Below are 25,627 nucleotides of genomic sequence, written 5' to 3' on the forward strand. Positions count from 1 at the left end.
TTTTTTTAAGATTCTTTAACACTATACGATAAACTAACTGGCAGGGATTTTGATTCCCTTATTTCGTAGCAAAATAGAACAGCATGTTCTAGTCTTTTTTGGTTAGTTGAGGGCCCTGTCTCGTGAATGCGGGATGGGGTTTCTTTTTTTAAGAAAAGACTTTTTTTCGTGGATTGTGTTACTAAGATTTATAAATTGAAGAAAATCCCGAAATCGTTTTGCAATCGACAATTTCTACTAAAACCGATCTCTCAGAGCTTTATAAGAGCGTCAGGGCTCATACTCAAGACTTGTGCGAACCTTTAGAGATTGAAGATTTTGTGGTTCAGCCAGTGATGGATGTGAGTCCTCTTAAATGGCATCTTGGACACACCACCTGGTTTTTCGAAACCTTTGTTTTGAAGCCGAATGTGAGTGATTACGAAGAGTTCCATCCAAAGTTTCCTTTCCTTTTTAATAGCTACTATATCTCGGCCGGAGAGCGATGGACCCGGGCCAACCGTGGACAACTGACACGACCGACTGTCAAAGAAGTCTTTGAGTATCGCGCTTATGTCGATCAGGCAATGAACCAGTTCCTGGATATGAATGAGCTTTCAAAAGGAGTAAGTGAGGTGATTGTGCTTGGATGCAATCATGAACAACAGCATCAGGAGTTATTTTTATACGACATCAAGCGCATATTGGGAGACAATCCACTCTATCCGCCATACAGAAAAAAAGAAAGAAAAGTAAAGACGGTCGATGCACATAAAGAATGGTTAAATGTGGATGAAGGTCTCTATGAGATAGGTTTTGAAGGGAAGGGCTTCCATTTCGATAATGAGGAAGGCCGACATAACGTGTTCCTTCATGAGTACCAGATTGCCTCAGGTCTGATTACCAATGGGGAGTATATGGAGTTTATGAAAGCCGGTGGCTATCGGGATCATATGCTTTGGCTTTCTGAGGCCTGGGATTGGGTCAATGGAAATGAAATTAAAGCACCACGCTACTGGCATCAGGAAGATGGAGGTGAATGGTGGCATTACACGTTGGATGGCTATGAGCGTGTAGGTGAGGGTGATCCGCTCTGTCATATCTCATATTATGAGGCCGATGCATTTGCCCGATGGAAGGGTTGTAGGCTACCAACAGAGCAGGAGTGGGAGGTTGCATGTAACAAATACTCTCCTAATGTCTTGCCTGAAACCAACTTTGTAGATGCTCATCAATTCAGGCCTGTCCAAACTTCTGATTTTGATTTTTTCGGGAATGTTTGGGAGTGGACCTCCAGTCCATACACAGCTTATCCGTATTACAATCCTCCTGAAGGAGCTCTTGGAGAGTACAATGGAAAATTTATGGTGAACCAAATGGTGCTAAGAGGAGGTTCTTTTGGCACATCAAAAAACCATATTAGATCAACTTATCGTAATTTTTTTCATCCACATCTGCGATGGATGTTTTCGGGCATTCGTTTAGCAAAGCATATTTGATACTCACATGACTAAAGAACTAACGACCCTAACACCCCTGGCAGAGGATGTATTCGAAGGACTGCAGGCTGATAACAAATATTTACCTTCAAAGTACTTTTATGATGCAAGAGGGGATGAGCTATTTCAACAGATCATGCACCTGGACGAGTACTACCTCACAAGAAAGGAGCTCGAAATTTTCCAAACACACAAACAAGCAATTTTGGAGGCCATTAATGGAACTGAACCTTTTCGCATCATTGAGCTGGGAGCAGGTGATGGACTTAAAACCAAAGTACTGCTGAAGCACTTCATGGAAGCAAAAGTAGACTTCACCTATACCCCTGTGGACATTTCCGGCAATGTGCTGGAGATTTTGGAAGGTAACCTGAAAGCGGAAATACCTGGGTTAAAGATTGAGCCTTATGAAGGGGACTACTTTGATGCCTTGGCTGAAATAGCCGAAAGCCCGGAGAAGGATATCGTATTCTTTCTCGGATCTAATGTGGGTAATTTCAGTGAAAAGGAGGCCGTTAGTTTTCTTACAAAGCTTCAGGAATTCCTAAAAGAAGGAGATCTTTTATTTATGGGTGTTGATCTTAAAAAAGATCCTGCTATTATTCTGAATGCTTACAATGATGAGCAGGGAGTTACCCGGGAGTTCAATCTTAATTTACTGGACCGAATCAATGTTGAACTGGAAGCAAACTTTGATCGCAATCAATTCTTACATTATCCATACTACAACCCGCATACAGGGGAGTGCAGAAGCTACCTGATCAGCAAAGTTGAACAAGCAGTAACCATCATGGATGAAGAAATTCACTTCAATGCATGGGAAGCGATCTTTATGGAAATATCAAAAAAATACGACCAAAAGCAATTAAAGGAATTGGCTTCTGCTGCCGGATTTATCCCCCAAAAGACTTTCTTCGATTCTGATAACTGGTTTGCGGATGTTCTTTGGGAGAAGTGAAAAGTGCGCACGAGAAGATTCGAACTTCCACGGGATTGCTCCCACCACCCCCTCAAGATGGCGTGTCTACCAATTCCACCACGTGCGCATTTGGGTCTGCAAAAATAGCCTTTCAGGCCAAACTTACAATTTAAATTTTAGGTGGGAGTTGATGAAAATGGCGAACCCGCACGTCCATACGAACACATGGCCCTCATCGGAGCGGCGAACCGCCCATGCCTATCTACCAGTTTCAGCACCTGGGCAAATCTTTATTTCAATGTGACTGATGCTCCCAATTCCCGTCCGAACGGAAGTTCTTGCGGGCGGGCGCCACGTGCACATAAGGGATCGCAAAAATAACTTTTTGGCGATAAAACCAATCCAATAGGAAATAAAAAAGCCGGAAGATACCTTCCGGCTTCTATATTTTTTTAACCACTACCTAGTGGTCGTGTGTATCCTGGCTATCCTCTTCTCCATGAGCATTTGGAGCATGAGAAGCATGATAACTGTGCGTAATTTTTTCTGTTTGAGATAGCAACAATGCCGAAACAATGAATACCATGTGTATGACGATCTCGATTACAATCCCTTCAGGAGATGTTTTCTGTACTTCGTTTCTGTAGTCAATGAATGTTTTCAAAAGGTATACCCCGGATATAGATGCCAGAGAAGTAGCCAGCTTAATTTTCAGCTGACCCGCATCCAGACCTTCCAGCCATAACGGCTTGTCATCGTGCATGTCTACATCTATTCTACTAGTGAATATGGAATATCCTCCAATCGTCACCATGACAACAAGGTTCATCACCATAGAAATATCCACCAGTCCAAGTACACTAAGCATCATCTTAGTTTCATTCCACATGGTTGTGTATTTCACCATGTAAAGTAGCTCCTCAAAAAACTTGTATAAGTAAAAGAAGGAAGCAATAATTAGCCCTGTGTAAAGGGGTGCTTGCACCCATCGGCTCCAGAAGATAAATCCTTCGAAAAAGCTTTCAAACCGCTTAATTGGGGTGTTTTCGTTACTCATAGTACTTAGACCGATTAAAATTTAACCTGAAATATAAATGATAATTGGAAGGAAGACCTTTCACAGTGCGAAATTAAGTCAATCTTCGTCAAATAATACCACTGTGCCACCGATATAGTCATGTAAAGCACGTCTTTCACTATTAAAAAAGATCAAAAGGAATCCTCCAAAAAAGAGTAGAAGCGAGAGCACCTTCGAAATATTTCGAATCAATGTTTGAATGAAACGTGGCGAGCCCGGCTTGAGGCTATCTACATGAATTTTGACCCATCTTTTCCCCGGTGTAGCCTGCATACCAGAAGCTTCAAAAAAAATATGATATCCAAAATAAATTCCACTGATGATCAGGTAGTCGTAATCCGAACTTGGAATAATAAAAGAAACACCATAAAAGAGGAGTAGAATAGGAAGTAAATCGATGTTGTGAGCAAGGAGTCTTGGCCAGAAGCCCGCATATTTATTTATCCCTTTCAAATGATTTATCTTTATTGAATCACAAACTTGAACAATCTAACTATGAAAATTTTAAAAATTTTTGGCGTTATTCTTCTGGTAGTGCTGGTTATTGGATTAGGTATTATTGTTTTTGGTCCATCCGAAATTCATTTGGAACGTAAGGTTTCTATAAACGCTCCCGTTGAAGCTGTTTTCAGGGAAGTAAATAGCTTTCAAACCTTTGATGAATTCTCCGCATGGTCAGAAGTAGACACCACAGCTAAGGTCATCATTGAAGGGCCTGCCACTGGTGTTGGTGCGAAATATAATTGGGATAGTGAGGATCCGTCTCTTGGGAAAGGGAGTATTGAGATCATTGAATCGGACGAAAACATGCTGGTGACTTCTAAAATGGAATTTGAAGGTTTTCCCGCAAAATCTACAGTTTCATGGATAATGAATGAGGAGGACGGGGTTACATATCTTACTTACACATATGATTGGGTAGAAATAAGCGGGACTTCTAAATTTTTTGCCTTGATGATGGAGAGCATGCTCGGGCCCATGTTTGAGCGCACGCTATTCAAACTAAAAAACCGTTTAGAATCTCGTCCTGACTTTACTTATGATATTGAGCAGATAGAAGCGCAAACTCAACCTTATATTGGTGTAGAAGCATCCTCATCTTCTGACCCAACTGCAATAGGAGAGGCCATGGGTGAAGCCTACGGTAAGGTGATGACTTATTTGAGTGTAAATAATATAGAGGTGCAGGGATCACCAATATCTATCAATATTAGCTACGACGAGCAAAATGCAGAGATGATTTGCGCGATACCTGTAGCTGAGGTTATGGAAGTTGATGGAGAATTAGTGAGCGGTCAGACTTACGAAGGTCAGGTATTAAAGACAGTGTATTATGGAAATTATGATAACATTGGTGATGCGCATGAAGACCTTAATACATACATATCTTATTACATGTTTGAAAGGAATGGACAGCCGTGGGAGGAATACATTACGGACCCAATGTCTGAACCTGACACCAGTAAATGGATGACAAATGTCTATTACCCAGTGAAATAGCAGTTTTTGTTAACTGAAAAGAAAATTGACCTCTCTCGTGGAGGTCTTTTTTTATGTGCATTATAAAGTACGAATAACCAAAATACCACAATAGGGGTAGTGCAAAATGCCATTCAATTTTTTACCTTTCCGATTGAAACCTAATGCTAACCATGCCATCAAAAAATTCTCTTAGGAGATTGTCTTTCATTGGCCTGACAGTATCAATATGCCTTTTTCAGGGGTACGGTCAAGAGTTCAAGAATGTCAATACCGGAGCTGTCGTAAAACATGCTAAAGTGAGCTACGATGGCACCAAAATGGTCTTTATGGCTAATTATTTTGGAAGCTTTAAAGCCTACATAGCTGAATACAATACTGATTCATCTGCCTGGGATAAGCCTACTCAAATATTTGATAATGCAGACGTTGCAGATTTCAATATTCAGTATCCACAACTGAACTTTGACAATACAAAACTCTATTTTTCAGCCAAGACTTCCGCTAAGTCTGATTATGATATTTACTTTTCAGAGCTAGACAATGGATCATGGTCGGCTCCTCAGTTGTTAGAAATAGGAATAAACTCAGAAGTTGATGAGCTAGGCCCGGCCTTTTCTGCTGATGAGAAAAGAATTTTATTTACCCGACCCTTCCCACCCGAAGCAAAGACAGATGAGTTCTGTGGACAGCTTTTCTATTCGGAGCTTACAGAGTCCGGATCATGGTCTGAACCGGAACTTTTACCCCCTTCATACAATACTGGGTGTGTTTGTACACCGTATTATTCGCGGGATAATAAAACATTCTTCTATTCATCGTATGAAGACGTTACGGATGAGGAAGGAAAACGCATCGCTCGCAAGCAGTTTTCAATATTCTGGGCACGTATAGATGGGTTATTCCGGTACAATCCTAAAGCAATTACCTCTGTCATTGGAGACGAAGATCTGGTTTCTCCTTCATTGGATAGGGATAGCACCCTGTATTACAGTTCCGGTGTTTTTACCAAAGGACAGGATAGAATAGAATCAAGGGTTTTATCCAAAAGTATAGCACGGTCCTTTCATCCATCATCGATGACGATTGTATCTGGCATTGTAACGGACCTGGATGGGAACTCACTAGAGGCGGGGATACAGGTGATCAATCCATATACCACCAAAATCTATCAGGAAACACAAAGTGATGAACGTGGCTATTATCAGGTATTTGTACCTGCCGACGAACAGTATTCTTTACTGGCTTATAAAGATCAGTATTCAGCACAGTCAAAGCTAATTGAGACAAAAGGAGAGACACTGGAAAGTAATTTTGAGCTATTCCCTAGTGTGGATGTAACGTTCAATGTTTTTGATGAAGAGTTCTATTTTCCAATAGAAGCCAAAATCTCTTTATATGACTCGGACTTTAATTTTTTAGAGACCATAGAAATAACACGAGGTGAGGAAACAGATATTTCACTGGGAAAAGAGCTCAATATTATTTTCAACTCTGAAAACTATTTTCAGGACACACTTAATCTGCCTTTCGATGAAGAGGTAATTTTTGACTTCTTCGATTTTGATATTGAATTGAAACGAAAGCTTAAGGACGTTTCATTATCCTTTTCAGATGAATCCGGAAATAATTTGGGTCTGGAGATTACCGTATACAATGTGACCAGAAATGAGAAAACGAAACGAACAGTAAAAGATGGAAAAGTGACCCTACAACTGAGGGATGGAGAAGTTTACGAAATAAGTACTTCTGCCGAGGGGTATAGCTACTATTCAGCAGAATTGGACCTATCCAAAGAAGAGGAGGTGAAAGAAGTTAGTGCCACACTTCAGTCTGTGGAAAATATCTCACTTGTGTTGAACAATATCACTTTCGCCTACAATTCCTATGAGTTGAATGCAGATTCGTATGAAGAGTTGGACAAGCTTGTCGATTATTTAAAGGAGAACGATCAGTATAAAGTAGAAATTTCAGCTCATACGGATAATGCGGGAGCTGAAAAGTACAACCTTCAGCTTTCTAATTTGAGGGCTAATTCGGTGTTGCAATACTTACAGGATAATGCGATAAGCAAAGATCGGTTGGTAGCGATTGGCTATGGAGAATCTCAACCTATAGTTCCGAATGATACGGAGGAAAATATGGCTAAAAACAGGCGTGTGGAGTTTAAAATTCTAGCAACGAACTAATATGAAAAAGTCATTAACGATAATACTTCTATTAGCTTCAGTTGCTTCTTCTATTGGACAAACAGGTGCTTTTAGAAAAATTATAAAGGAGAAATCGACGGTTGATCGTGAAACTTTCTATGATCAGCTCATTCAATTTCAACAAGAGAATGTAGAGTTTGCTAATGTCTACTACCAACTAGCTAAGCTGGAGTTGGAAAACTTCTCATCACTCGACCCAATAGTGGATCGGGTGGCCTCAAGACAGAGAATCTATAATGCTAAAACAAATTTTGGTCTGGCGAGCAATTACCTCGACGAAAGAGAAATATCACGTTTTCCAGACTGGTACGATGTTCCGGATTTACCTGATAAGGATTCCGTCACAGTGATGGGTAAGAGAAAAGTGGAAAAAAGTTATGAGGACGTGGTGAATTATGCCGAATACTATGAAGAGTTGATTTCGAACTATGATCGTGCTGTTTACCATTACCTCAAAGCTCGAGAAGGATTTATAGATATTAATACCAGTGCAGACAATCTGAGACAGCTTTTTCTAAAAGCGGATGATTCGCTGAAATCAGCAGTAAAAGCAGTTGGTGTCAGCTTTGATTCGTCCATGTATCATATTGACATCTACAGGGATATCTATCAAAAGCTTCCTTATAAGAAAAAGCGGAAAGTCAATATCATAAAACTAAAAATCGATCACTTTCGAATGAATGGTATTACACCGGCCAATTTCCTTGCGGATGATATTGAAGTGTGGGATTACAAAGAGTGGTCGGATCGATTCCTCGAACTTTTGAAGGAGGAAGTGGATGGGCTGCATGAGGAAATCATTACTGCCTACAAATTTTTCATAGCCACAAATGAGGAGATGATTAGTGGAGAGGATTGTATACAGGCAGAGCTTGATGATCTGAAGTTTCAGCGCATCATCAACCTGATCACTAAGTATGATAATGAATCGGTTTTGATAGATATCTTCAAATATCTAATAGCAAAATTGGAATACGGCAATAAGCTTGTTTATGAACGGGTTTGTAATGCACTGGACGAACCACCAACAGATGATTTCCTTTCCAGGAAAGCAAGGATTTACCAAAACCTATATACTTCATTTGATGAGGCGGATAGTTTAAATGACGCTATTGTTACTTCCGGGCATGGGCAGGCCTCCTTCCAATGGTTTTTTGATGATATGATCCCTGGAGAGAATGGGAGTCATGTATTTGCAGCTGAGCAAGAACAGGAAAACATTCAGTCTTTTAAGGCAGAGTTGAATGGGCTCATGAAAAGCATCAATCAACAACGATTCAAAACAGACTCTCTGACAGAATGCTTTGAAATAGACAGTGTTTTTTTAATTCCCGGGTCACTTCCGGAAGGAGGCTTTTGTGTGCAAAGGAATTTGCCGTTGAATGGTAGTTTGCACTTACTTTTAGGCAAAGTGGATGATAAAAACCTACTCGTGGGAGCCATGCCAATGGAGGAAGACTATCAAAAATTATGGGAATTCGAGCCGACCAAAAACTCAGCGATTTCATTCTTCAAGATTGTTGGTGATAGCAGCTATATCATCGGTGGAAGTGAAGGCCGAAGCTGGCTTACTCAGTTGTCAAAAAGCGGAACACCCTATTTTTCCACTACGCTTCGAAGTAGCGATCCTATTCAAAACGTACTTGTAAATCAGCTTCAGGGAGTAGCTACTGTCTTGCAGAAAGGAGGCGCTGGTTACACACTTTCCAAAGTGAATTTCAATGGAAAAATTGAGTCATCAACGACCATCAGCTTAGAAGGAGAGTATGTAGGGATGTTCCGTCAGGAACAGAGTTTATGGTTTTTTACGCTTAAAAAGACACCTGAGGGTTCACAATTACTAGCGTCAGTTTATAGTGAACCAGATGGATCGATTACACAAGAACTCTCATACAATTTCAGCAATGATCTGGAAGATCCGGCGATCGTTAAAAATGACAATGAGTACATTACTGTACTTTCTCAAAGTGCATTCGCTGAGGACGAAATTGTGTATGCTTTGATTAACTATGAAGGGGAAATTGAATATGAAAAAGTTTTTTAGTTGGGTATTGATTGGAATAATCAGCATTGGTTTGGTCATGGCCCAGCAACAGGTAGATTTCAATTCAGAGGTTGATCGTATTGAAGCACTGATTGCTGATGGTGCCTTTGAAGTGGCTAGCAGTAGTCTGATTGAATTAAAGGAGTCTCTGGCAAATACCTCTCTGATAGAACAGGACACGGTACAGCTCTTTTTTTCTTCCAAGCTGGCGTTTATTGCCTCACAGCTTGGCGATTGTGAAAACACCATTCTGCGTAGCAAAGAAGATGTTGCGCTTCGAACGGAGGTCTATGGTGTAGGCGATCCTATTACTCTTTCTGCGAAACGGAATCTCGGCATTTACTATCTCAATTGTGATTCGACTGAACGTTCGCGTGAAGTCTTGCTGGAGACGGTAAACACACATCGTTCAGCGATTGGGCAGCCCGACGAGCTGTATGCACGGTCGTTAGATGATCTAGCCTATGTTCAGGGGAAACTAGGTGCGATTGAAGAGGCGATTGAAAACTATGACGAGTTGATTGGCCTGCTGGGTGATAATAAAACATCCTTTTATCTCCATGTCATCGAAAATTACAGCGCGCTTTTAATGACTTCTGAGAGGTATCGAAAAGCTGCAGTTTTCTACAATGATCTGAAGCCATACATGGCTCAAAAGGAAGAGTACCCATTTTTTTTAAAAGACTTTTACAATGTTTTTGTTCATCAAAAAGATTACGTGAAAGCCCTGGAGAGTGCCAGTGAGCTGATTTCCTGGTGTGATCAAAACCCCTCCAAGTGTGCCGATACCGGCATAGAAATGTCAGAATTCAACCTGAATAGTGCCAGACTTGCTGTCTTGCTATATAGATACGAGGATGCAGCAAAATACTATTCCAAAGCAGAGGAGGCATTTAAAACAACTCCAAAATATGTTGATATTTTACTGGAGCAATCTGCACTTTATGGGGCTAGTGGAGAAAAGTATAAGCAGCTAAATACGTTAAGTAAATCCTTGATAAACCATCGCTCTCAAAACATGACTGATAGCGCGAGTTATACTAAAACGGTGCTAGAGTTGGGTAATCTTCACACCGAAATGGGCCGTTTTGAGCGAGCAGATGAATTGTTTAGCAACTACATCTCTGATTTAGAATCGAATGAAAATACTGAGCCAGAAAAGCTTGCGGTAGCTTATCAGTCTTTGGGAAATCAACGATACCTGCTTCAAAACTTCAAAGATGCCGACAAATACTTAACTCAGGCTAGAAACCTTCTTATTGCAAATGACTTACAAAAAACAACTGAGTATGCGTCTATACTAAATAGTCTGGGCGCATTATATGAGGCACTAGCCAATTATAATAATGCCGAATCCAATTACCGAAAAGCGCTGCGAATATCGTATGAAGAAGAATCAGGCTTGCGAATTGCACTTGCTACCAATTTGGCTAATATTCTGACAAGATCAGATGCTCAAAATGACTCCATTTTGGTCTTATTAAATCAGGCAATTAAATGGCAAAGCAATTCTTCTGGTAAGGATCATCCGGCTTATGCCAATTTGTTAAGCAATCGAGGGGTTTATTATCAAAAAAACGAAGTATTCGATCTTGCCCTGAAAGATTATGAAGAGGCGATCTCCATTTTTAAATATACTGTTCCGGAAGATCATCCGCAGTATTTATCAGCGCTATCTAACCTTGGATTATTGTACGATCTGATGGATCGGAGAGAGGAAGCGATGGCAACTATGCTTGAGGCTAAGGGTTTTTACGAAAAGTATTACGCTGAATCGCATCCCGGATACATCCGCACGGTTAACAACCTGGCAAATCTGTATACCAAAACGGAACAGTATGAACTGGCTGAACCGCTCTTACTTTCCCTGGCAGACGCACAGGTTAAAGAAATTAACGAGTCCTTTACATACTTATCAGAATCCGAGAAAAAGACTTTTGTAGAAGAAAAGCAGAAGTTGCTGAATAACTTCAAGGGGTATGTAGTTGCGCGATCTACAAATGAGGAAGGAAGTATTAAGCCAGACGTGGTGGAGGAGTGGTACAACCTGGAGCTAAGTACTAAAGGCATGTTGCTTAATTCTACCAAAAAAGTACGTGAACAGATCTTCAACAGTGAAGATCAGAATCTTATCAATTTGTTTTCTGAATGGACTGTTGCCAGGAAACAGATCGCTGATTTACAGTCTTTGAAAAGTGATCTGAAAGAAAAAAGTAAAACCCGTTTGGATAGCCTTTTACGAAAAACCAATGACCTTGAAAAGGAGCTTTCAAGAAGGTCTGCTGAGTTTGACGGTTCCTTTGGCGGTTCGGTTCCCACATTCGATCAAATCACACAAAAATTACAACCAGGTGAGGCTACCGTAGAAATCATCCGTACCGAAATTAACGATGAGGGCATTTACACTGCGTTGATTGGCACACCTGATTCTGATTATCCGGATTTAATAGTGCTCGGTAAAGGCAGTGATTTTGAGAAACAGGCTTTCTCTGTATACAAAAATGCCATCAAGTTCAAGGTAGATGATCCTAAATCCTTCGATACGTACTGGAGAAAAATAAACAGTCACCTCACTGGCAGGGGAATAGCAAAGATATTCTATGCTCCTGATGGAATTTATCATAAGATCAGTTTAAACACCCTTTATGATCCTTCCACGAAAAAGTACCTAATCGATGAGCTAGAAGTTGTGCAGTTAAGTTCTACCAAAGACATCTTAAATCTTGATTTTTCAGGAAGCCAGGTAGATGAGATAAACAATGTTTTGCTTGTAGGTCGTCCCTCTTACAAGATTGGGGAGTCTAATGGATTCACAGGCACCACACGCGGCTTTTCCATGATTACTAATGTTTCAGATTTACCGGGTACAGAGGAGGAGATCAACGAGATCAACAAACTGATGGAAAAGTCCGGCACTCAGAGCAAAGTATTACTGAGGGATGAGGCCAAAGAAGGAGCTGTTAAAGAACACCTGAATCGGGAATTGGTACACATAGCGACACATGGTTTTTTTATGGAAGATGAAAAGGCTCCCAGTGAAGATCCGATGCTGAGTTCAGGGTTACTGCTAGCAGGGGTGAGTAATGCACTTCAGAGTAGTGATGAAGATGGCGTTCTCACAGCTTATGAAATCATGAACCTTGGACTGAACGATTTGGAGATGGTCGTGCTTTCAGCGTGTGAAACAGGCCTTGGAGAAATTGCATCAGGAGAAGGAATATATGGTTTGCAGCGTGCTTTTTTCGTAGGCGGTGCGAAAGCGGTCGTTATGTCTCTCTGGAAGGTAGATGATGAAGCCACTCGCGATCTCATGACAATGTTTTATAAGGATTACCTCAAGAATGGGAATAAACGCGAGGCATTTTTAGATGCTCAGCGAAAAATCAAAAAGAAATACAAAGATCCAATTTATTGGGGTGCATTCGTAATGCTGGGTGGATAACTAAATTCCCCTCTTTGGAAGGGGTTAGGGATGGGTTATTATATTAGCTGCAATGAAAGTGTAAGCAGATCGATTATTGGTTCAACTCTTATTGCAATCTTATCATTGTTTAAATACTTTTGCCCACCGTTTACCAAACGTTTAAGGAATTAATGCCTGAGTGGCGGAACTGGTAGACGCGCACGACTCAAACTCGTGTTCCGCAAGGAGTGCCGGTTCGATTCCGGCCTCAGGTACGAAACCCTTCTCTAGTAAAGAGGAGGGTTTTTTTGTGAGTGTGCTGCAACGATAGTCTGCTCACCGTGTCGAGAGAAACCATTCACTGATGAGGAAATTTTTGTTTTGCTACATTCATGCTTCGGTTTCTTGCTATCGATCTTAACTTTAACGCGCAAATCACCTGATATGAATATTTCTTTAAGCAAATTCTTTTATGCCATTGCATCCATTGTAGGGATTGTGGCCATCATGCATTTTGCCAAGGTTATTCTGGTGCCCATTTGCTTTGCGATGCTCTTTGCTTTTATCCTTTATCCCATGGTCAAATGGTTGAGCAAAAAAGGGGTCAAAAAAGTGCTTGGAATTATCCTGACCATGGCGGGTGTATTCATTCTTTTTTCAGGGGTTTTAGTGCTTTTTTCAGCTCAAATCATCAATATGGCCAGTCAGTATTCCAATTTCCTGGACAAGCTGAAGGAAACATTAGAAACGTCTGTCAAATTCCTAAATGATAAGGTTCAAATTATACCAGACATAGAAACGGAAACGATCCTCGATCGTCTTTCTCACCTGTTTTCAGACAGTAGTTTTCTCATCATTTCGGATACGGTGAGCGTTACTGGTTCATTTTTTTCTTTTTTGGTGCTTGCCAGTATCTACACCTTTCTTATACTTTTTTATAGTGAGCACCTTACGGAAGCACTTACTCGATTTGCACATAAGAAAAAACGTGGATCATATATTAATATGCTGAGGGAGGTGCAGCAGGTAGGTCAGCAATACTTTACAGGTATGCTATTGTTGATCTTGGTGCTTGGCATCCTAAATACCGTAGGCCTTTTGATTCTGGGCATGGACTATGCGTTCTTTTTCGGATTTCTGGCAGCATTGTTGGCCATTATTCCATACGTAGGTACAACACTTGGGGGACTAATTCCGACCATCTATGCATTCATTGCTTTTGATAGCTACTGGTATCCTTTGGGGGTTATTCTAATTTTTTGGATTATTCAATTTGTAGAGGGTAATTTTTTAAACCCCAAGATTGTAGGAGGGAATATGCAGATCAATGCACTTTTCTCAATTTTCTCTTTGTTCGCAGGAGGTGTGCTTTGGGGGATAGCTGGAATGATACTCTTTCTGCCTATGGTGGCAATGCTGAAGGTCATTTGCAGTCATTATGAAGAACTGGAACCTGTGGCATCACTCATTGGTGAGCGGATCACCGAAGTGCAGCGAATGGAAGAGGAAAAAGGCGTGATTGAAAAGGTATTGAGTAAGATCAAAAAGTAATTAATCAAACCTGTTATACCTGCATTCAAACTGGCACTGAAGATATAAAGTTGTAATCTGACGCTCCAGATCATCGGGCACATCCATAAAGATAATTTTCATTTCCTTCATTTTTTTTAAAGCGCTAGCTGTGGAATAGGAGGGATCAGAAGGTTGATGAGTTGCCACCATAAGTGTAGCCAGTTTAAGCTGGTATTTACTGTTGCCTTTAAATTGTCTTACTAGCCGTCTGATTACATAGGATGACTCGTCTATGTATATGAGTTTACCCCCCTCTAAAAATCCGTAAATACCCTTAAAATCTGTGAGACGGCCTGTTTTTTCCAGTATGGATTTTACTCCATTACCTTTTTTATAAAAAAGGTCTGCGGGCATGGCGTTTTCTTTTAAAACCCTAATCATTTCTTTGCGCTTAGGGAGGTTTTCGTTTACAATTCTTTCAAACCGCAGGGCAAGTGGCTGTTCCATGGTACTTATTTAGACTTTTAAGATAAAAAGAATTGTATTGATGTTTTCTTTGCATCACACTGATCAATTTTTTCGTCCGCGAAAAAGCCCTATTTTTATCACGCTATAATTAAAGAAAAATAATCTAACCTTGAGCGACCCGAAGTATACATGCTTAATCATTGAAGATGATCCGGCTTTTGTAGAGATACTAAAAGTTGTTGTTAAAAAAGTGGCGGAAGTAGAATTGCTTGGCAGCTGTGACAACACCCTCGAAGCAGCAAAGCGTATCGATATGGATAAGCCAGACATTTTGTTGCTTGATATTAATATTTCCGGGCTAGAGGGACCGGAAGTACTGGAGATCAGTGATCATAAGCCAAAGACTATTGTGATATCCAGTCATCCTCAGGAAGTAATGGATAATTATGAGGTAGATTATGTCTCCTTTATACAAAAGCCACTCAAAAACTCCGATCAATTAGTAAATGCCATTCATAAATGCATTAAATTAATGGGTCATTAGGATCCGGCAGGTAGCGCCTGCGGCATGAAGAGCATTTTTAGAAAGATTAACCACGCTGGCCTAGAGGGGTTGGAGAATCCTCTGGACTACAGACGGGTATTGTTCGTCAACAGTCTTGCACTGGTAAGCAGCTTAATATCACTTTCCGTTACAGTTCTTATCATTTTTGAGGGGCTGTTTCCTCAATTTATAATAACACTTTCAGGAGGTCTTCTATTTCTGTTGGTTGTCTATTTCAACCATCTCAGATATTATGTACTGGCACGTACATATTTTTTAGGCCTTACAGTGTCATTGCTTACAATAACATCATTTGTGGCTCTGAAACAAGGCAGATATAATGAGGTTGAGAATATACTGGTTGCTTTTATGGCTGTCAACTATCTACTGTATGATGGTAAGTTTAGATACGTTGGCTTTTTATTTATTTATGGATTTTTGATTTGGTTGAAGTTTGTGAAGCAGGATTTTTCTGGTCAGCCATACGATTTGAACTTTTACCTAACTATTCAAAATGTTTCCATTCTCTGCCTCATAATATTTCTTTTTTCTGAAGCATTTAGAAAATCACTTTTACGATCATTCGTTCGGCTTAAAGAAAAAGATGAACTGCTATACTCCATGATAGACAATGTTCCGCTTTATATTGGCTTAGTGGATACGGATCTGCGTTATCGGATGGTAAATCTCAATTATGAGAAATCGTTTGGTATGGATAGAGAAAAGATCATTGGGTCCAGCGTTAAAGATGTACTTCCACCTAATATTCTCAAGACCCATTTACCACTTGTCGAGCAAGCATTGAACGGAGAGAGTCCCGAATTTTTGGAACATACGAAAATGCCAGATGGTAGCTCCTTTTATGCCGGCGGGAAATATATGCCAGTTTATTCTGAAAGCGGAGAAATATTGGGTGTATCAGTTTTTGTAAGTGATGTAACTAAACTGGAGGTAGCGAAAATCAAGCTTGCTACAGCTAACTCAACAAAGGATAAGCTATTTTCCATTGTTGCGCATGACATTCGTGGACCACTTGACTTATTTGATGGTCTTCTGGACGTTTCACAGCAAATTGAGATGTCTCCACAGGATTTCCAGAAGCACCAGAAAAGAATTAAAGAGAAACTTTCTGAACTAAAAGGAACTGTTAATACGCTGTTAGATTGGGCACGTACACAATTAGATGGAGTGAACTCACTCCCTGTTGCTACTGACATTGGGGAAGTGGTGCAGTTAAACCTTGATCTGTATAAGGAGCTGATCGATCATAAAAAAATTTCCGTTCACTCAGAAATTGAGCCTGAAATCAAAGCATGGGTTGATAGCAATCATTTGAAAATCGGAGTGCGAAACATCCTTCATAATGCGCTGAAATTTACTCCCTCCGGAGGAAATATTCATTTGATCGGCAGTCAAAAAAATGGGTCGGTCATCTTGAAAATAAAAGATTCAGGAGTAGGAATGGATATAGACCAGGTAAAATCTATCCTAGAGAAAGAACTTCAGCCGTCGAGAAGTGGAACAGATGGTGAATTGGGTACCGGATTGGGACTTAGCTTGAGTTTGGAATTGCTGGAGAAAAACAATTGCAAAGTAGAGATTGATAGCAAGCCAGGAAAGGGAACGGAAGTTGTCATTAAGATGCAGGTAAGCGATAAGCGTACACAAACCCTTTCCAAGAATTAAACTACAAAAATAGCCATCTCATCGATTGATTCTATTAAGCAACCAATAGGTGGTTACCTTTTAGGTGTTTTTCTTATTTACTATTCTGGAAGCCAGCTTTCAATCAGATTTCACCATGGAACCCTTCTCGTTTAAGAAATTATTAAGAATAGGTATGAGCTATGCTCAAACCCCGCTTGAAAAGCGTCGAATAGCGCTTTTCAATTATCTCATTGTTTTCTGTGTGTGTACAAGCCTGTTGCTGGGAGCCATTACAATGACCTTTGGATTGGTTATTCAGCCGCTGCTTTGTCTGATAGCAAGCATTATTCTTTCACTTTCTCTTGTATTTAATAGTTACGGCAAGATTCCATTTTCTAAGGGCTATTTCATAATCGTGGGTGTTGTAATGATCATATGTGCGGTTTTAATATATGTGGTGGAAGGTGTCTATGTTGATGCAGAAAATATGCTGTTTGCTGCAATGGCAATATCCATGTTTTTAGTAGATGGAGTAAAAAAACATCTGGCTTTCTGGCTCATCTTTGCTGGATTCATTACCCTTAAAATAATAATTCTTAATAGCCAAGGGATGGAGTTTGGCAGCAACTATGGGTTAATAATAGTCAACAATCTGGTTGTTGCTTCCATACTTTATTTATTCCTCTATGTTTTTCGATCTATTTTGATCAAAGCATTTGATCGATCGGATCAGCATGAGCAGACACTCAGGTCATTGCTGGATAATGCTCCTCTGCTTATGGCTCTGGTTGATAAGGAAGGGAATTTCATTTTGGCTAATCACAATTACGCTATACGCTTTGGGTATTCTCGTCGTGAGCTTCTGGGAAGGAATAGGGCAGAGATTTTACCTCAGCAAATTTTTGATAAGCATGAACCGATGTTTCAAGAGGCAATAGCTGAAAAAAAGCAGGTTTCATTTTTGGAAGAAACCAATCTTCCTGATGGGTCTACCATCTCAGCAAATGGTAAGTATGAACCCATTCTCAATTCTGACGGAGAGTTAGAATCCATAGCAATTTGTGTGGACGATGTAACAGAGCTAGTAAAGGCACATCGGGCACTGAAGGTGGCTAACGAAACGAAGGATAAGCTATTCTCAATTATAGCTCATGATATTAAAAGTCCGCTTAATCTGTTTCATAGCATCTTGAATCTGAATCACGATGACGTAATCTCAAAAGAACAATTTTTAGAATATCAGGAAAGTCTGAAAAAGCGACTTGAAAGCTTAACTGGCACTGTAGATGAGCTATTGGAGTGGGCACGTATGCAACTAGGAGGTATCAATGCATACCCAGCTAAAGTTAATATAAGTGAGGTGGTTAAGGAAAATGCGGATTTATTTCACACGTTGATTATGCGTAAAAACATCGATTTTCGAATAGATACACCGAAAGATATGGAAGCCTGGATCGATGAGAACCATTTTAAGGTGGCCATTAGAAATTTGATTCACAATGCGATCAAGTACACCAATGGTGGCGGTAAGGTGCAAGTCTTCAGTGATCAGAATGAGACTGAAACGATTGTCAGTATCGTGGATTCCGGCGTAGGGATGTCTTCCGGCCGAATTCAATCGATTATAAATAAAGAAATTCAGAAATCGAAAGTTGGCACAGATCAGGAAATGGGTGCCGGTCTCGGTCTCAGTTTAAGTCTGGGGCTTTTAGAAAAAAATAATTGTGATGTGTCTTTGACGAGTGAGCCAAACAAAGGCACGACAGTAGAGATTAAGATTCCAAAATCAGCTACGGATTAAATAAGAAGCCTCAGTATTTACTGGGGCTTTTTTATGATATAGGTTTTTGCGTTTGACTGGCCTGGGCCTTCCTGCCGACAGGCAGGGCTTCCTGAAACAAGTTCGGGACAGGCTTCTCGCTTCAATCAAAATACAACAAAAAAAGCCCCAACATATGTTGAGGCTTTTAAAGTGACTGGCCTGGGGCTCGAACCCAGGACCCACGCCTTAAAAGGGCGTTGCTCTACCAACTGAGCTAGCCAGTCATTTTAATTCTCCTTTTGTATAAAAAGAAGTGCAATTCAAGACCCTTGCCTTAAATTGCGGATGCAAAAATAGAAATCTTAATCAATTTTACCACATGATTAACCGAATAAAGGTGAGATTATTTCTAGGAATTTTATTCTGTTGCACAATTGTTGATTTAAATGCTCAAAATCCGCGTTTAAATCAGGCAGATTCTCTGTTTAGTCAGCAGAAATACACAGAGGCTTTAAGCCTCTACGAAAAAATTTATGACTCAGGTCAAGCTTCACCGGCAATGTTGTTAAAGATGGCATTTATTCAGGACGGCCTGAATGATTATGCAGAAGCGCTCTTCTATTTGGATAAATACTATCAATTATCTGCAGACCGAAATGTAGTTGGTAAAATTGAGGAGCTTGCAGAGGCAAATGACCTGAAAGGTTACCAATACAATGACACACATTATTTCCTGTCGCTATTGGAAAAGTACCGCATTCAGTTCACGTTACTTCTCTTAGCAGTTTCTCTGCTACTGTTGGCATACGTCATCCGAAAGGCAAAAGAAGATGAAAAGCCGATAGCTGCAGGAATTATTCAAATAATAGTTGTGGTCATGATTTTTGCGATCAATAATATATCTGGAACGACACGTGGTATTATCGTTTCTAATAACACCTTATTAAGATCAGGACCTTCTGCAGGAGCTGAACCTTTAGAAATCCTTTCAAAGGGCCATAAAGTGAAGGTGCTTGATCAGAATGACGTCTGGACCAAGGTGCAGTGGGAAGGGCAGGAGGCGTATGTGAGACGAGGAAGGATAAAGGTTATTTAAGTGGATTATCCGGTTCCTTTTTCATCATGTTGTAAATCATGCGGTCTAGCCTGGAAGGAATAAATTTGTTAAGCAACACCGCCATTTTTCCTTCAAACGTTAAGATCAAGTCACGTTTTTTCTTCTTAGCAGCTTTGAATGTTCGTTCAGCCACTTCCTCTGAGGTCATCATTTTCTTTTCATTACGAGGAGACTCTCCCTGAGCTTTTCCATCTGCCGTCAAAGCAGCGTTTCGGATGTTTGAGCTGGTAAACCCCGGACATACCACAAGCACATGCACACCTCGTGTCATCACCTCGGTTCTCAGTGCTTCAAAAAATCCCTGCATCGCAAACTTGGATGAGGAATAAGCAGACCTTGCCGGAGTGGAACGCCAGCCGTTAATTGAAGATATAGCTATGATTGTTCCTTTGCTTTCGAGCAAGTGAGGAAGAGCAAATTTTGTAGCGTAGATGGCTCCATAAAAATTAATGTCCATCAGTTTTTCGAACACCTCCAGCTCCACATCTTCGAAAAGGGCCCGCATAGAGATTCCTGCATTACAAACGAGCACATCGATCCGGCCGAATTTTTTGATGGTTTCATCCACCATTTTTTTATTGTCCTCTTTTCCTGCAGCGTCTAGTTCCAATGCCAAGTGTGGCCGTTCACCAAGTTCTTCTGCCACTTGCGCCATTCGTTCTCCATTCCTTCCAGTAAACACCACTGCGTATCCCTCATTGGCGTATTTTAGTACCAATGACTTACCAATACCCGATGAACCTCCTGTTATTATTGCTACTTTTTGCATGTAAAAATTTTACCTCTGGTATAACTTTTGCCAAGATAAGCACATTGAAAAACTTTGGAGAAAATATCCACGATGCAACCTAATTAGGACCTGATGCATTATCACTAAAATTTGGAGTACTGACCTAATATGAAATTAATCACCTACGCATCTATCATTCTCGTTTCTATCAGCACCCTTGCACAAACCGGAATCAAAGGGACAACCAAAAGTGATTCCGGGGAAATCCTTCCTTTTTCAACTGTCTACATCAAGGGTACGACCAACGGCACCACATCAAATAGTGAAGGTGAATTTTTCCTGAAGATCCCTCCCGGATCTCACACCGTTGTAGCTCAGCATGTGGGCTACCGTGTTATGGAGAAGCCCGTGACGGTTAATAATGACCAGACTATCCGACTTGATTTTACGCTAAGTGAGCAGGCACTCCAGTTAAAGGAAGTAGTGGTCACTGCTGGTGACGAAGATCCTGCGGAGCGAGTCATTCGTGAGACGATGAAAAAAAGAAAATTTTATGAAAATGAAGTGAGCGCATTTCATACAGATGCCTACCTGAAGGGACTGTTTCGGCTAGATAAAAAACCAGACAAAATTCTAGGACAAAAGGTCACCATTGATACCGGTATTTTATACCTCTCAGAGTCCGTTTCTGAATTTTCCTTTGAATTGCCTGACAAAGTATCTGAACGAATGATCAGTTCTAAGGTGAGTGGAAACGAGCAAGGATTCAGCTTCAATAAAGCATCTGATTTTAATATCAACGCATACAGTAAATTCATAGACCTGGATATGGAGCGCGAGTACGTTTCCCCTATAGCTCCGAATGCATTTCTCTTTTATGATTATGAATGGCTGGGCTTTTTTGAGGAGAGTGGAAAGCTTATCAACAAGATTAAGGTAATTCCTAAACGCGCCACGGATCCGGTGTTTGAAGGAGTAGTATACATCGTGGAGGATGAATGGCGGTTTCACACCATAGATCTTTTTGTTACTAAAGCACGAGGGCTTGAGTTCATTGATTCACTTAAAATCAACCAGGTGTTTGCACCGGCCGAGCATGACATTTGGATGCCAATCTCACAGAAGTATTCTTTCAGGTTTGGTGCTTTTGGTTTTAAGGGAAGTGGATATTACGTGGGTATATACTCTAATTACGAGGTAGAACCCAACTATGATGCTTACCGTGAGGCAGGATTGTATGAAGAGAAATTCGGTCAAAAAGAAGAAAAAGACTTATTCCAGCAAGAAGACTTTACTGCCGAAGTTCTGGTGGTAGAGGAGGGATCCAATGAGCGAGATTCTACCTACTGGAAGGACATTCGTCCAATTCCTCTCACAGAGATAGAGGTAAAGGATTATCAGGTGAAAGATAGTATTCGACTTGTGAAGGAAAGCCCTGCCTACAAGGACTCGGTTGATAACGAAACAAATAAATTGACCCTTGGAAATATTTTTCTGAGCGGATACAAACACTCTAACAGTATAGAGGAGAAATACTGGTCCCTTCCAGCGGTCATAAGCATTTTCCAGTTTAACACGGTAGAAGGTTTTGTGCCTGAAATCCAACCAACTATTTGGAAGCAGGTAGATGGAAGAACTAAATACTGGATCAGGCCGGCCATTCGATATGGATTCTCGAATGAACAATTCAATGCCAAGTTTGATGCCAGTTACAGAAAGCTCGATAATAAATTCACACGCTTTTATCTAGGGGGAGGACGGTACATTTCCCAATTCGATGAAGATGAGGCCTTGACTCCATTTATCAACAGTTTCACAACACTTATAAATGGAGAGAATTATATGAAGATTTTTGAAAAATCTTTTGGTTACATTGGGTTTCAGCAAGAAGTAAAAAATGGCATTTTGCTAAATACTAAGCTAGAGTATGCACGACGGGATACATTAACAAACACCACGAATTTTACATGGGCCTCCAGCGGAGGTGAGGATTTCACAATCAATCAACCTCCAAATATGGAGCTTCCAGAAACTGGTTTCCCAGCACATCAGGCATTGATTTTTGAAACAACTTTTCGCTTTAGATTCAAGCAGACATATGCCACAAGACCCGATCGGAAATTTATATATAGTTCTAAATATCCTGAATTATATCTGACCTATAGGAAAGGGATTGAAGCGTTAGGAGGAGATATCAATTTTGATTTTTTACAAGCCAGGGTGTCTGATGATATTAGTTTAGGATTGTTTGGAACTTCATCTTACCATTTATTAGTCGGGACTTTCATGAATAAAGATTCATTAACTTTTGTTGATTTTAAGCACTTCAACGGGAATCAAACAAATCTTAGTGTATTGAATAAGCCGTATAGATTTGAGTTACTACCTTTTTATGTTTTTAGTACAACAAACTCTTTTTTAGAAGGACATTATGAGCACCATTTCAATGAATTTATTTTTAACAAAATACCGTTAGTCAAGAAGTTGAACTTGCAAGCAGTTGCTTCTTTGAATTATTTAACAACAAAAACAATCGGTAATTATGTAGAGGTGGGAGCAGGCATTGAACATATTTTTAAATTCATGCGTGTGGACTTCTATTGGGGATATAGAAATAATTCATTAGTTGCAAGAGGATTCAGGATCGGAGTAGGTTTTTAACTACCTCATTAAATGCACATAGCCTTTAAATTCGGTATTACTGTATTTGATTACATAGTAGTACACCCCACTAGGGAATTGATTACCTGTCCAGACAAAATCTCTGGATTCGGATCTGAAAACGGGAGCTCCCGCCCTATTTGAAATGACAATGTATTCGAAAGTATTGTCACAATTATCAGGTGGCAGGTTTTGGTTGATTTCAGGGTTCCCAGACATGCTGAAAAAATCATTTACGCCATCACCATTTGGAGTAAATACATTCGGTGGTAAAAACTCTTTCTGTCGATCCGAATCATCAAAAATCTCAAAGGTTAGAATTAGTGTATCAATTTCCTGGATGGGACAGGCATTGTCTGAAACCTGAATGACTACATCCTGTAGAGAGGATGTTTCACCAAACCTGAGGAGAGAACACTCTGGCTGCCATTTCAAAATAGCGGTAGCACGCCCTTGTCCGGTTACCGGTTCGAGCTCCAATGTGTTCGAGGCAGGTGTGCGAATGCCTGGAGCGAATTCGATGGTAATATCTTGGTTATCGGTATCAAAGGCTCCAATTTCTATTTCCGCGTACTCATTCACTCTCAATGATTGATTCCGATTAATTGGATCGAACTGCGGAGCAACGTTGGGAGGGTAATTCACCTGTATAACATGGCGGAGCGTGTCATAATTTTTCAACTTGCATTTATCATTGTCATCTGCGATGAAAAGTAATTCAAATTGCTGACCATCCTTAAAAACATCAGCATTACAGGAGAGATCCCAAACAAAACTGGAACTGATATTGGCTACTCCGTTAACCGGTGTGAAGCTTGCGCCGTAGAATTCAGAATCAAAATCGCCTACGAATATGAGTGATAGACCATCTCCATCTGAATCGGTTACGGTTACTTCGAAATCCAGCATGTTGCCCAACTCTATTTGACTGGGGAGTGATCCAACTATTGAAACCTCTGGGTTTGTGTTGGGTGGTAGTATTACTGTCGCATCAATAAAAACGGTATCTCCCGGTACATTGCATTGATCGGCATCATTGATGATCACACCGATATTGAAGTTTTGAAACTCTGAAAAATCATACGTTTCACAATCGGTATCCCAGATCAAATCACCGGAAATATTGCCGGCTCCACTTGTTACATTTATGATATCAAAACCATGGACAGTTGGGTCTTCAATTCCTTCTATGTAAAGTGTTAAATCGAGTTCATCTCCATCCGCATCTGTTCCGCTGATGGTTCTAAGACCACTGTCATTTTCTGCAACGGTTAATACATTATTGCTAACTGAACCTACCGGGGTTTCGTTGGGTGGGGGTTCTACCTCAATGGTGAGACGAAGCGTGTCTAGCTGAGGGAGAGGGCAGGCATTGTCAGCAGCAATCAAATCAATAATAAATGGTTCATCTCTGGTAGGAGGGCAGTCAGGGATGCAGATTTCAACGATCAATTCATTTCCATTTGCCAGTGAATCATTGAAAGAAAAGACCTCATTTAGCTCTTCGTCAAAATTGACACCTTCAGCCCTGAAGGAGATCGTTTCACCCGGGGTAACATTAGAGACTAGAAAATCAAAGCATTTCTCCGTGTCGCTGGCAGTGTAGGAAAGAATGTCAGTCTCAGGGTCAAAAGTAGGATTGCCGGGTATGTCAATATCAACAACAGGGGGATCAGGTGGCTCGCAACCATCCACTACCAGCATCTGAAAATCTCTTCTAACTTCTCCTATTTTTTCATCATCCCGATATTCTTCTACCAAAACAGAAAAAACGAATAGGCCTGTTTCAGATGGATTTACGGTTATTAAACCTTTAGTTGAGATTCTTAGCGGAGGACTTCCCGGTATCATGTTATTAGCTGAGTATCCGGAAGCAAAACCAACCGGAAAATGTGGTTTGGGTTGGGGCGTTGGGACAGCAATACCCCCGGCTGAACTATTCAATGGCGGCACAAGCGAATAAACCAATGAATCGCCATCAGGATCAGTACCCGTAAATTCAACATAATACAATTGGTTAATGCAAGCATAGTCACTCAAGGGTTTAAAAAGAACAGGAGAGGAGTTCTTAAAAATCTGACCGTTTCTCATAAGTGGAGGAAACTCCAACGTGTACTTCATCCCTGCATTATTTGGGTTAATGATGTTTTTAACGCCCTCATTTCTGCAACATCTTTCCCATACAATGTAATATCCGTCTTCATCGGCATAGGATGGGGGGCTAAGTGCAACGTCTGCCGAATACAACACTCTTGAAGTTTGCAACTCATCAATCGCACATTCGATATTGGTATACACTACATCCTCCTGAAGGGACAGATTTAGTGTATGAGTTGACATTAGCTGATCATCGCTATTTCTAAAAATATAGACCGTTACAAACGGATCAGGTCCTGGGTTTTGAGATTGAGCTTCATCAAAGTATTGGATAAGGTTGATTCGATAGAGGCCATCACTGACATAAATGAATTCTATTTCACCGCCCACAATATGAAATGCGTGGGATATTCCAATAGAAAAGAAAAAGAAAAATGTGATTAGTATTTTTTTCATTACTCTAAATCACAACAATGAA

The 25,627-nt window shown here is 40.5% G+C and carries 17 protein-coding genes and 3 tRNA genes; 13 read left to right on the plus strand and 7 right to left on the minus strand.

Going from position 1 to position 25,627, the window contains the following annotated elements; genetic code table 11:
• The first annotated feature begins 218 nt into the window (after positions 1 to 218).
• Together egtB and egtD are read left to right on the plus strand one after the other, a co-directional pair.
• Complete coding sequence (gene egtB / locus ACXAH9_RS01965) at positions 219 to 1,478, plus strand: ergothioneine biosynthesis protein EgtB (protein ID WP_474893206.1); 1,260 nt, start codon at positions 219 to 221, stop codon at positions 1,476 to 1,478.
• Positions 1,479 to 1,485: 7 nt separating this feature from the next.
• A complete protein-coding gene (egtD, locus tag ACXAH9_RS01970) occupies positions 1,486 to 2,436 on the plus strand; it encodes an L-histidine N(alpha)-methyltransferase (RefSeq protein ID WP_474893207.1) in 951 nt (316 codons plus the stop codon).
• A 4-nt stretch (positions 2,437 to 2,440) separates the two neighbouring features.
• On the opposite strand, the gene ACXAH9_RS01975 is transcribed toward egtD, so the two are convergent.
• The 3 genes from ACXAH9_RS01975 to ACXAH9_RS01985 form a co-directional block, all read right to left on the minus strand.
• A tRNA-Leu gene (locus ACXAH9_RS01975) sits at positions 2,441 to 2,524 on the minus strand.
• Positions 2,525 to 2,860: 336 nt separating this feature from the next.
• Positions 2,861 to 3,454, minus strand: a complete 594-nt coding sequence (locus ACXAH9_RS01980) for a TIGR00645 family protein (RefSeq protein WP_474893208.1) — start codon at positions 3,452 to 3,454, stop codon at positions 2,861 to 2,863.
• Between the two features lie 78 nt (positions 3,455 to 3,532).
• The gene (locus ACXAH9_RS01985; protein ID WP_474893209.1) at positions 3,533 to 3,928 is read right to left on the minus strand and encodes an RDD family protein; all 396 of its coding nucleotides are present in this window, start codon (positions 3,926 to 3,928) and stop codon (positions 3,533 to 3,535) included.
• A 42-nt stretch (positions 3,929 to 3,970) separates the two neighbouring features.
• Here ACXAH9_RS01985 and ACXAH9_RS01990 point away from each other — a divergent pair, with 42 nt between their 5' ends.
• The 6 genes from ACXAH9_RS01990 (at position 3,971) to ACXAH9_RS02015 (ending at position 14,162) form a co-directional block, all read left to right on the plus strand.
• Positions 3,971 to 4,975 carry an SRPBCC family protein gene (locus ACXAH9_RS01990; RefSeq protein ID WP_474893210.1) on the plus strand — a complete coding sequence of 335 codons (1,005 nt, stop codon included), beginning with the start codon at positions 3,971 to 3,973 and terminating at the stop codon, positions 4,973 to 4,975.
• A 152-nt stretch (positions 4,976 to 5,127) separates the two neighbouring features.
• A complete protein-coding gene (locus ACXAH9_RS01995; RefSeq protein WP_474893211.1) occupies positions 5,128 to 7,143 on the plus strand; it encodes an OmpA family protein in 2,016 nt (671 codons plus the stop codon).
• Position 7,144: 1 nt separating this feature from the next.
• Positions 7,145 to 9,208, plus strand: coding sequence for a hypothetical protein (locus ACXAH9_RS02000; RefSeq protein ID WP_474893212.1), 2,064 nt, complete (start codon positions 7,145 to 7,147; stop codon positions 9,206 to 9,208).
• Complete coding sequence (locus ACXAH9_RS02005; protein WP_474893213.1) at positions 9,192 to 12,650, plus strand: CHAT domain-containing protein; 3,459 nt, start codon at positions 9,192 to 9,194, stop codon at positions 12,648 to 12,650. Before ACXAH9_RS02000 ends, ACXAH9_RS02005 begins: the two co-directional genes overlap by 17 nt.
• 154 nt (positions 12,651 to 12,804) lie before the next feature.
• Positions 12,805 to 12,886: transfer RNA gene (locus tag ACXAH9_RS02010), tRNA-Leu, on the plus strand.
• A 169-nt stretch (positions 12,887 to 13,055) separates the two neighbouring features.
• A complete protein-coding gene (locus tag ACXAH9_RS02015) occupies positions 13,056 to 14,162 on the plus strand; it encodes an AI-2E family transporter (RefSeq protein WP_474893214.1) in 1,107 nt (368 codons plus the stop codon).
• Here the strand turns inward: ACXAH9_RS02015 and ACXAH9_RS02020 are convergent, their stop codons facing one another.
• Positions 14,163 to 14,630, minus strand: a complete 468-nt coding sequence (locus ACXAH9_RS02020; protein ID WP_474893215.1) for a hypothetical protein — start codon at positions 14,628 to 14,630, stop codon at positions 14,163 to 14,165. It lies immediately after the preceding gene.
• Between the two features lie 130 nt (positions 14,631 to 14,760).
• Between ACXAH9_RS02020 and ACXAH9_RS02025 the strand changes: the two genes are divergently transcribed.
• The 3 genes from ACXAH9_RS02025 (at position 14,761) to ACXAH9_RS02035 (ending at position 18,583) form a co-directional block, all read left to right on the plus strand.
• Positions 14,761 to 15,135 carry a response regulator gene (locus tag ACXAH9_RS02025; protein WP_474893216.1) on the plus strand — a complete coding sequence of 125 codons (375 nt, stop codon included), beginning with the start codon at positions 14,761 to 14,763 and terminating at the stop codon, positions 15,133 to 15,135.
• Between the two features lie 24 nt (positions 15,136 to 15,159).
• Complete coding sequence (locus ACXAH9_RS02030) at positions 15,160 to 16,821, plus strand: sensor histidine kinase (protein ID WP_474893217.1); 1,662 nt, start codon at positions 15,160 to 15,162, stop codon at positions 16,819 to 16,821.
• 115 nt (positions 16,822 to 16,936) lie between these two features.
• Positions 16,937 to 18,583: a PAS domain-containing sensor histidine kinase gene (locus tag ACXAH9_RS02035; protein WP_474893218.1), complete on the plus strand. Its 1,647-nt coding sequence runs from the start codon at positions 16,937 to 16,939 to the stop codon at positions 18,581 to 18,583.
• Between the two features lie 172 nt (positions 18,584 to 18,755).
• Here the strand turns inward: ACXAH9_RS02035 and ACXAH9_RS02040 are convergent.
• A tRNA-Lys gene (locus ACXAH9_RS02040) sits at positions 18,756 to 18,828 on the minus strand.
• A gap of 95 nt (positions 18,829 to 18,923) precedes the next feature.
• Here ACXAH9_RS02040 and ACXAH9_RS02045 point away from each other — a divergent pair.
• Positions 18,924 to 19,640 (plus strand): SH3 domain-containing protein, encoded by a 717-nt coding sequence (locus tag ACXAH9_RS02045; protein WP_474893219.1) that lies wholly within the window; start codon positions 18,924 to 18,926, stop codon positions 19,638 to 19,640.
• Here ACXAH9_RS02045 and ACXAH9_RS02050 read toward each other — a convergent pair.
• Positions 19,633 to 20,430: an SDR family oxidoreductase gene (locus ACXAH9_RS02050; protein ID WP_474893220.1), complete on the minus strand. Its 798-nt coding sequence runs from the start codon at positions 20,428 to 20,430 to the stop codon at positions 19,633 to 19,635. The two genes, ACXAH9_RS02045 and ACXAH9_RS02050, sit on opposite strands and share 8 nt — an antisense overlap.
• A 129-nt stretch (positions 20,431 to 20,559) precedes the next feature.
• Here ACXAH9_RS02050 and ACXAH9_RS02055 point away from each other — a divergent pair, with 129 nt between their 5' ends.
• Positions 20,560 to 23,052 carry a DUF5686 and carboxypeptidase regulatory-like domain-containing protein gene (locus ACXAH9_RS02055; RefSeq protein WP_474893221.1) on the plus strand — a complete coding sequence of 831 codons (2,493 nt, stop codon included), beginning with the start codon at positions 20,560 to 20,562 and terminating at the stop codon, positions 23,050 to 23,052.
• On the opposite strand, the gene ACXAH9_RS02060 is transcribed toward ACXAH9_RS02055, so the two are convergent.
• Positions 23,053 to 25,605 carry a T9SS type B sorting domain-containing protein gene (locus tag ACXAH9_RS02060; protein ID WP_474893222.1) on the minus strand — a complete coding sequence of 851 codons (2,553 nt, stop codon included), beginning with the start codon at positions 25,603 to 25,605 and terminating at the stop codon, positions 23,053 to 23,055.
• Positions 25,606 to 25,627: the final 22 nt, after the last annotated feature.

The sequence above is a fragment of the Ekhidna sp. ABH4_415 genome, from assembly GCF_056161305.1.

Coding starts and splice junctions, on each gene's coding strand:
- egtD (WP_474893207.1), top strand. CDS start 1,486: ATGACTAAAGAACTAACGACCCTAACACCCCTGGCAGAGGATGTATTC.
- ACXAH9_RS01980 (WP_474893208.1), bottom strand. CDS start 3,454: ATGAGTAACGAAAACACCCCAATTAAGCGGTTTGAAAGCTTTTTCGAA.
- ACXAH9_RS01990 (WP_474893210.1), top strand. CDS start 3,971: ATGAAAATTTTAAAAATTTTTGGCGTTATTCTTCTGGTAGTGCTGGTT.
- ACXAH9_RS01995 (WP_474893211.1), top strand. CDS start 5,128: ATGCCATCAAAAAATTCTCTTAGGAGATTGTCTTTCATTGGCCTGACA.
- ACXAH9_RS02000 (WP_474893212.1), top strand. CDS start 7,145: ATGAAAAAGTCATTAACGATAATACTTCTATTAGCTTCAGTTGCTTCT.
- ACXAH9_RS02005 (WP_474893213.1), top strand. CDS start 9,192: ATGAAAAAGTTTTTTAGTTGGGTATTGATTGGAATAATCAGCATTGGT.
- ACXAH9_RS02015 (WP_474893214.1), top strand. CDS start 13,056: ATGAATATTTCTTTAAGCAAATTCTTTTATGCCATTGCATCCATTGTA.
- ACXAH9_RS02020 (WP_474893215.1), bottom strand. CDS start 14,630: ATGGAACAGCCACTTGCCCTGCGGTTTGAAAGAATTGTAAACGAAAAC.
- ACXAH9_RS02030 (WP_474893217.1), top strand. CDS start 15,160: ATGAAGAGCATTTTTAGAAAGATTAACCACGCTGGCCTAGAGGGGTTG.
- ACXAH9_RS02035 (WP_474893218.1), top strand. CDS start 16,937: ATGGAACCCTTCTCGTTTAAGAAATTATTAAGAATAGGTATGAGCTAT.
- ACXAH9_RS02045 (WP_474893219.1), top strand. CDS start 18,924: ATGATTAACCGAATAAAGGTGAGATTATTTCTAGGAATTTTATTCTGT.
- ACXAH9_RS02050 (WP_474893220.1), bottom strand. CDS start 20,430: ATGCAAAAAGTAGCAATAATAACAGGAGGTTCATCGGGTATTGGTAAG.
- ACXAH9_RS02055 (WP_474893221.1), top strand. CDS start 20,560: ATGAAATTAATCACCTACGCATCTATCATTCTCGTTTCTATCAGCACC.
- ACXAH9_RS02060 (WP_474893222.1), bottom strand. CDS start 25,605: ATGAAAAAAATACTAATCACATTTTTCTTTTTCTTTTCTATTGGAATA.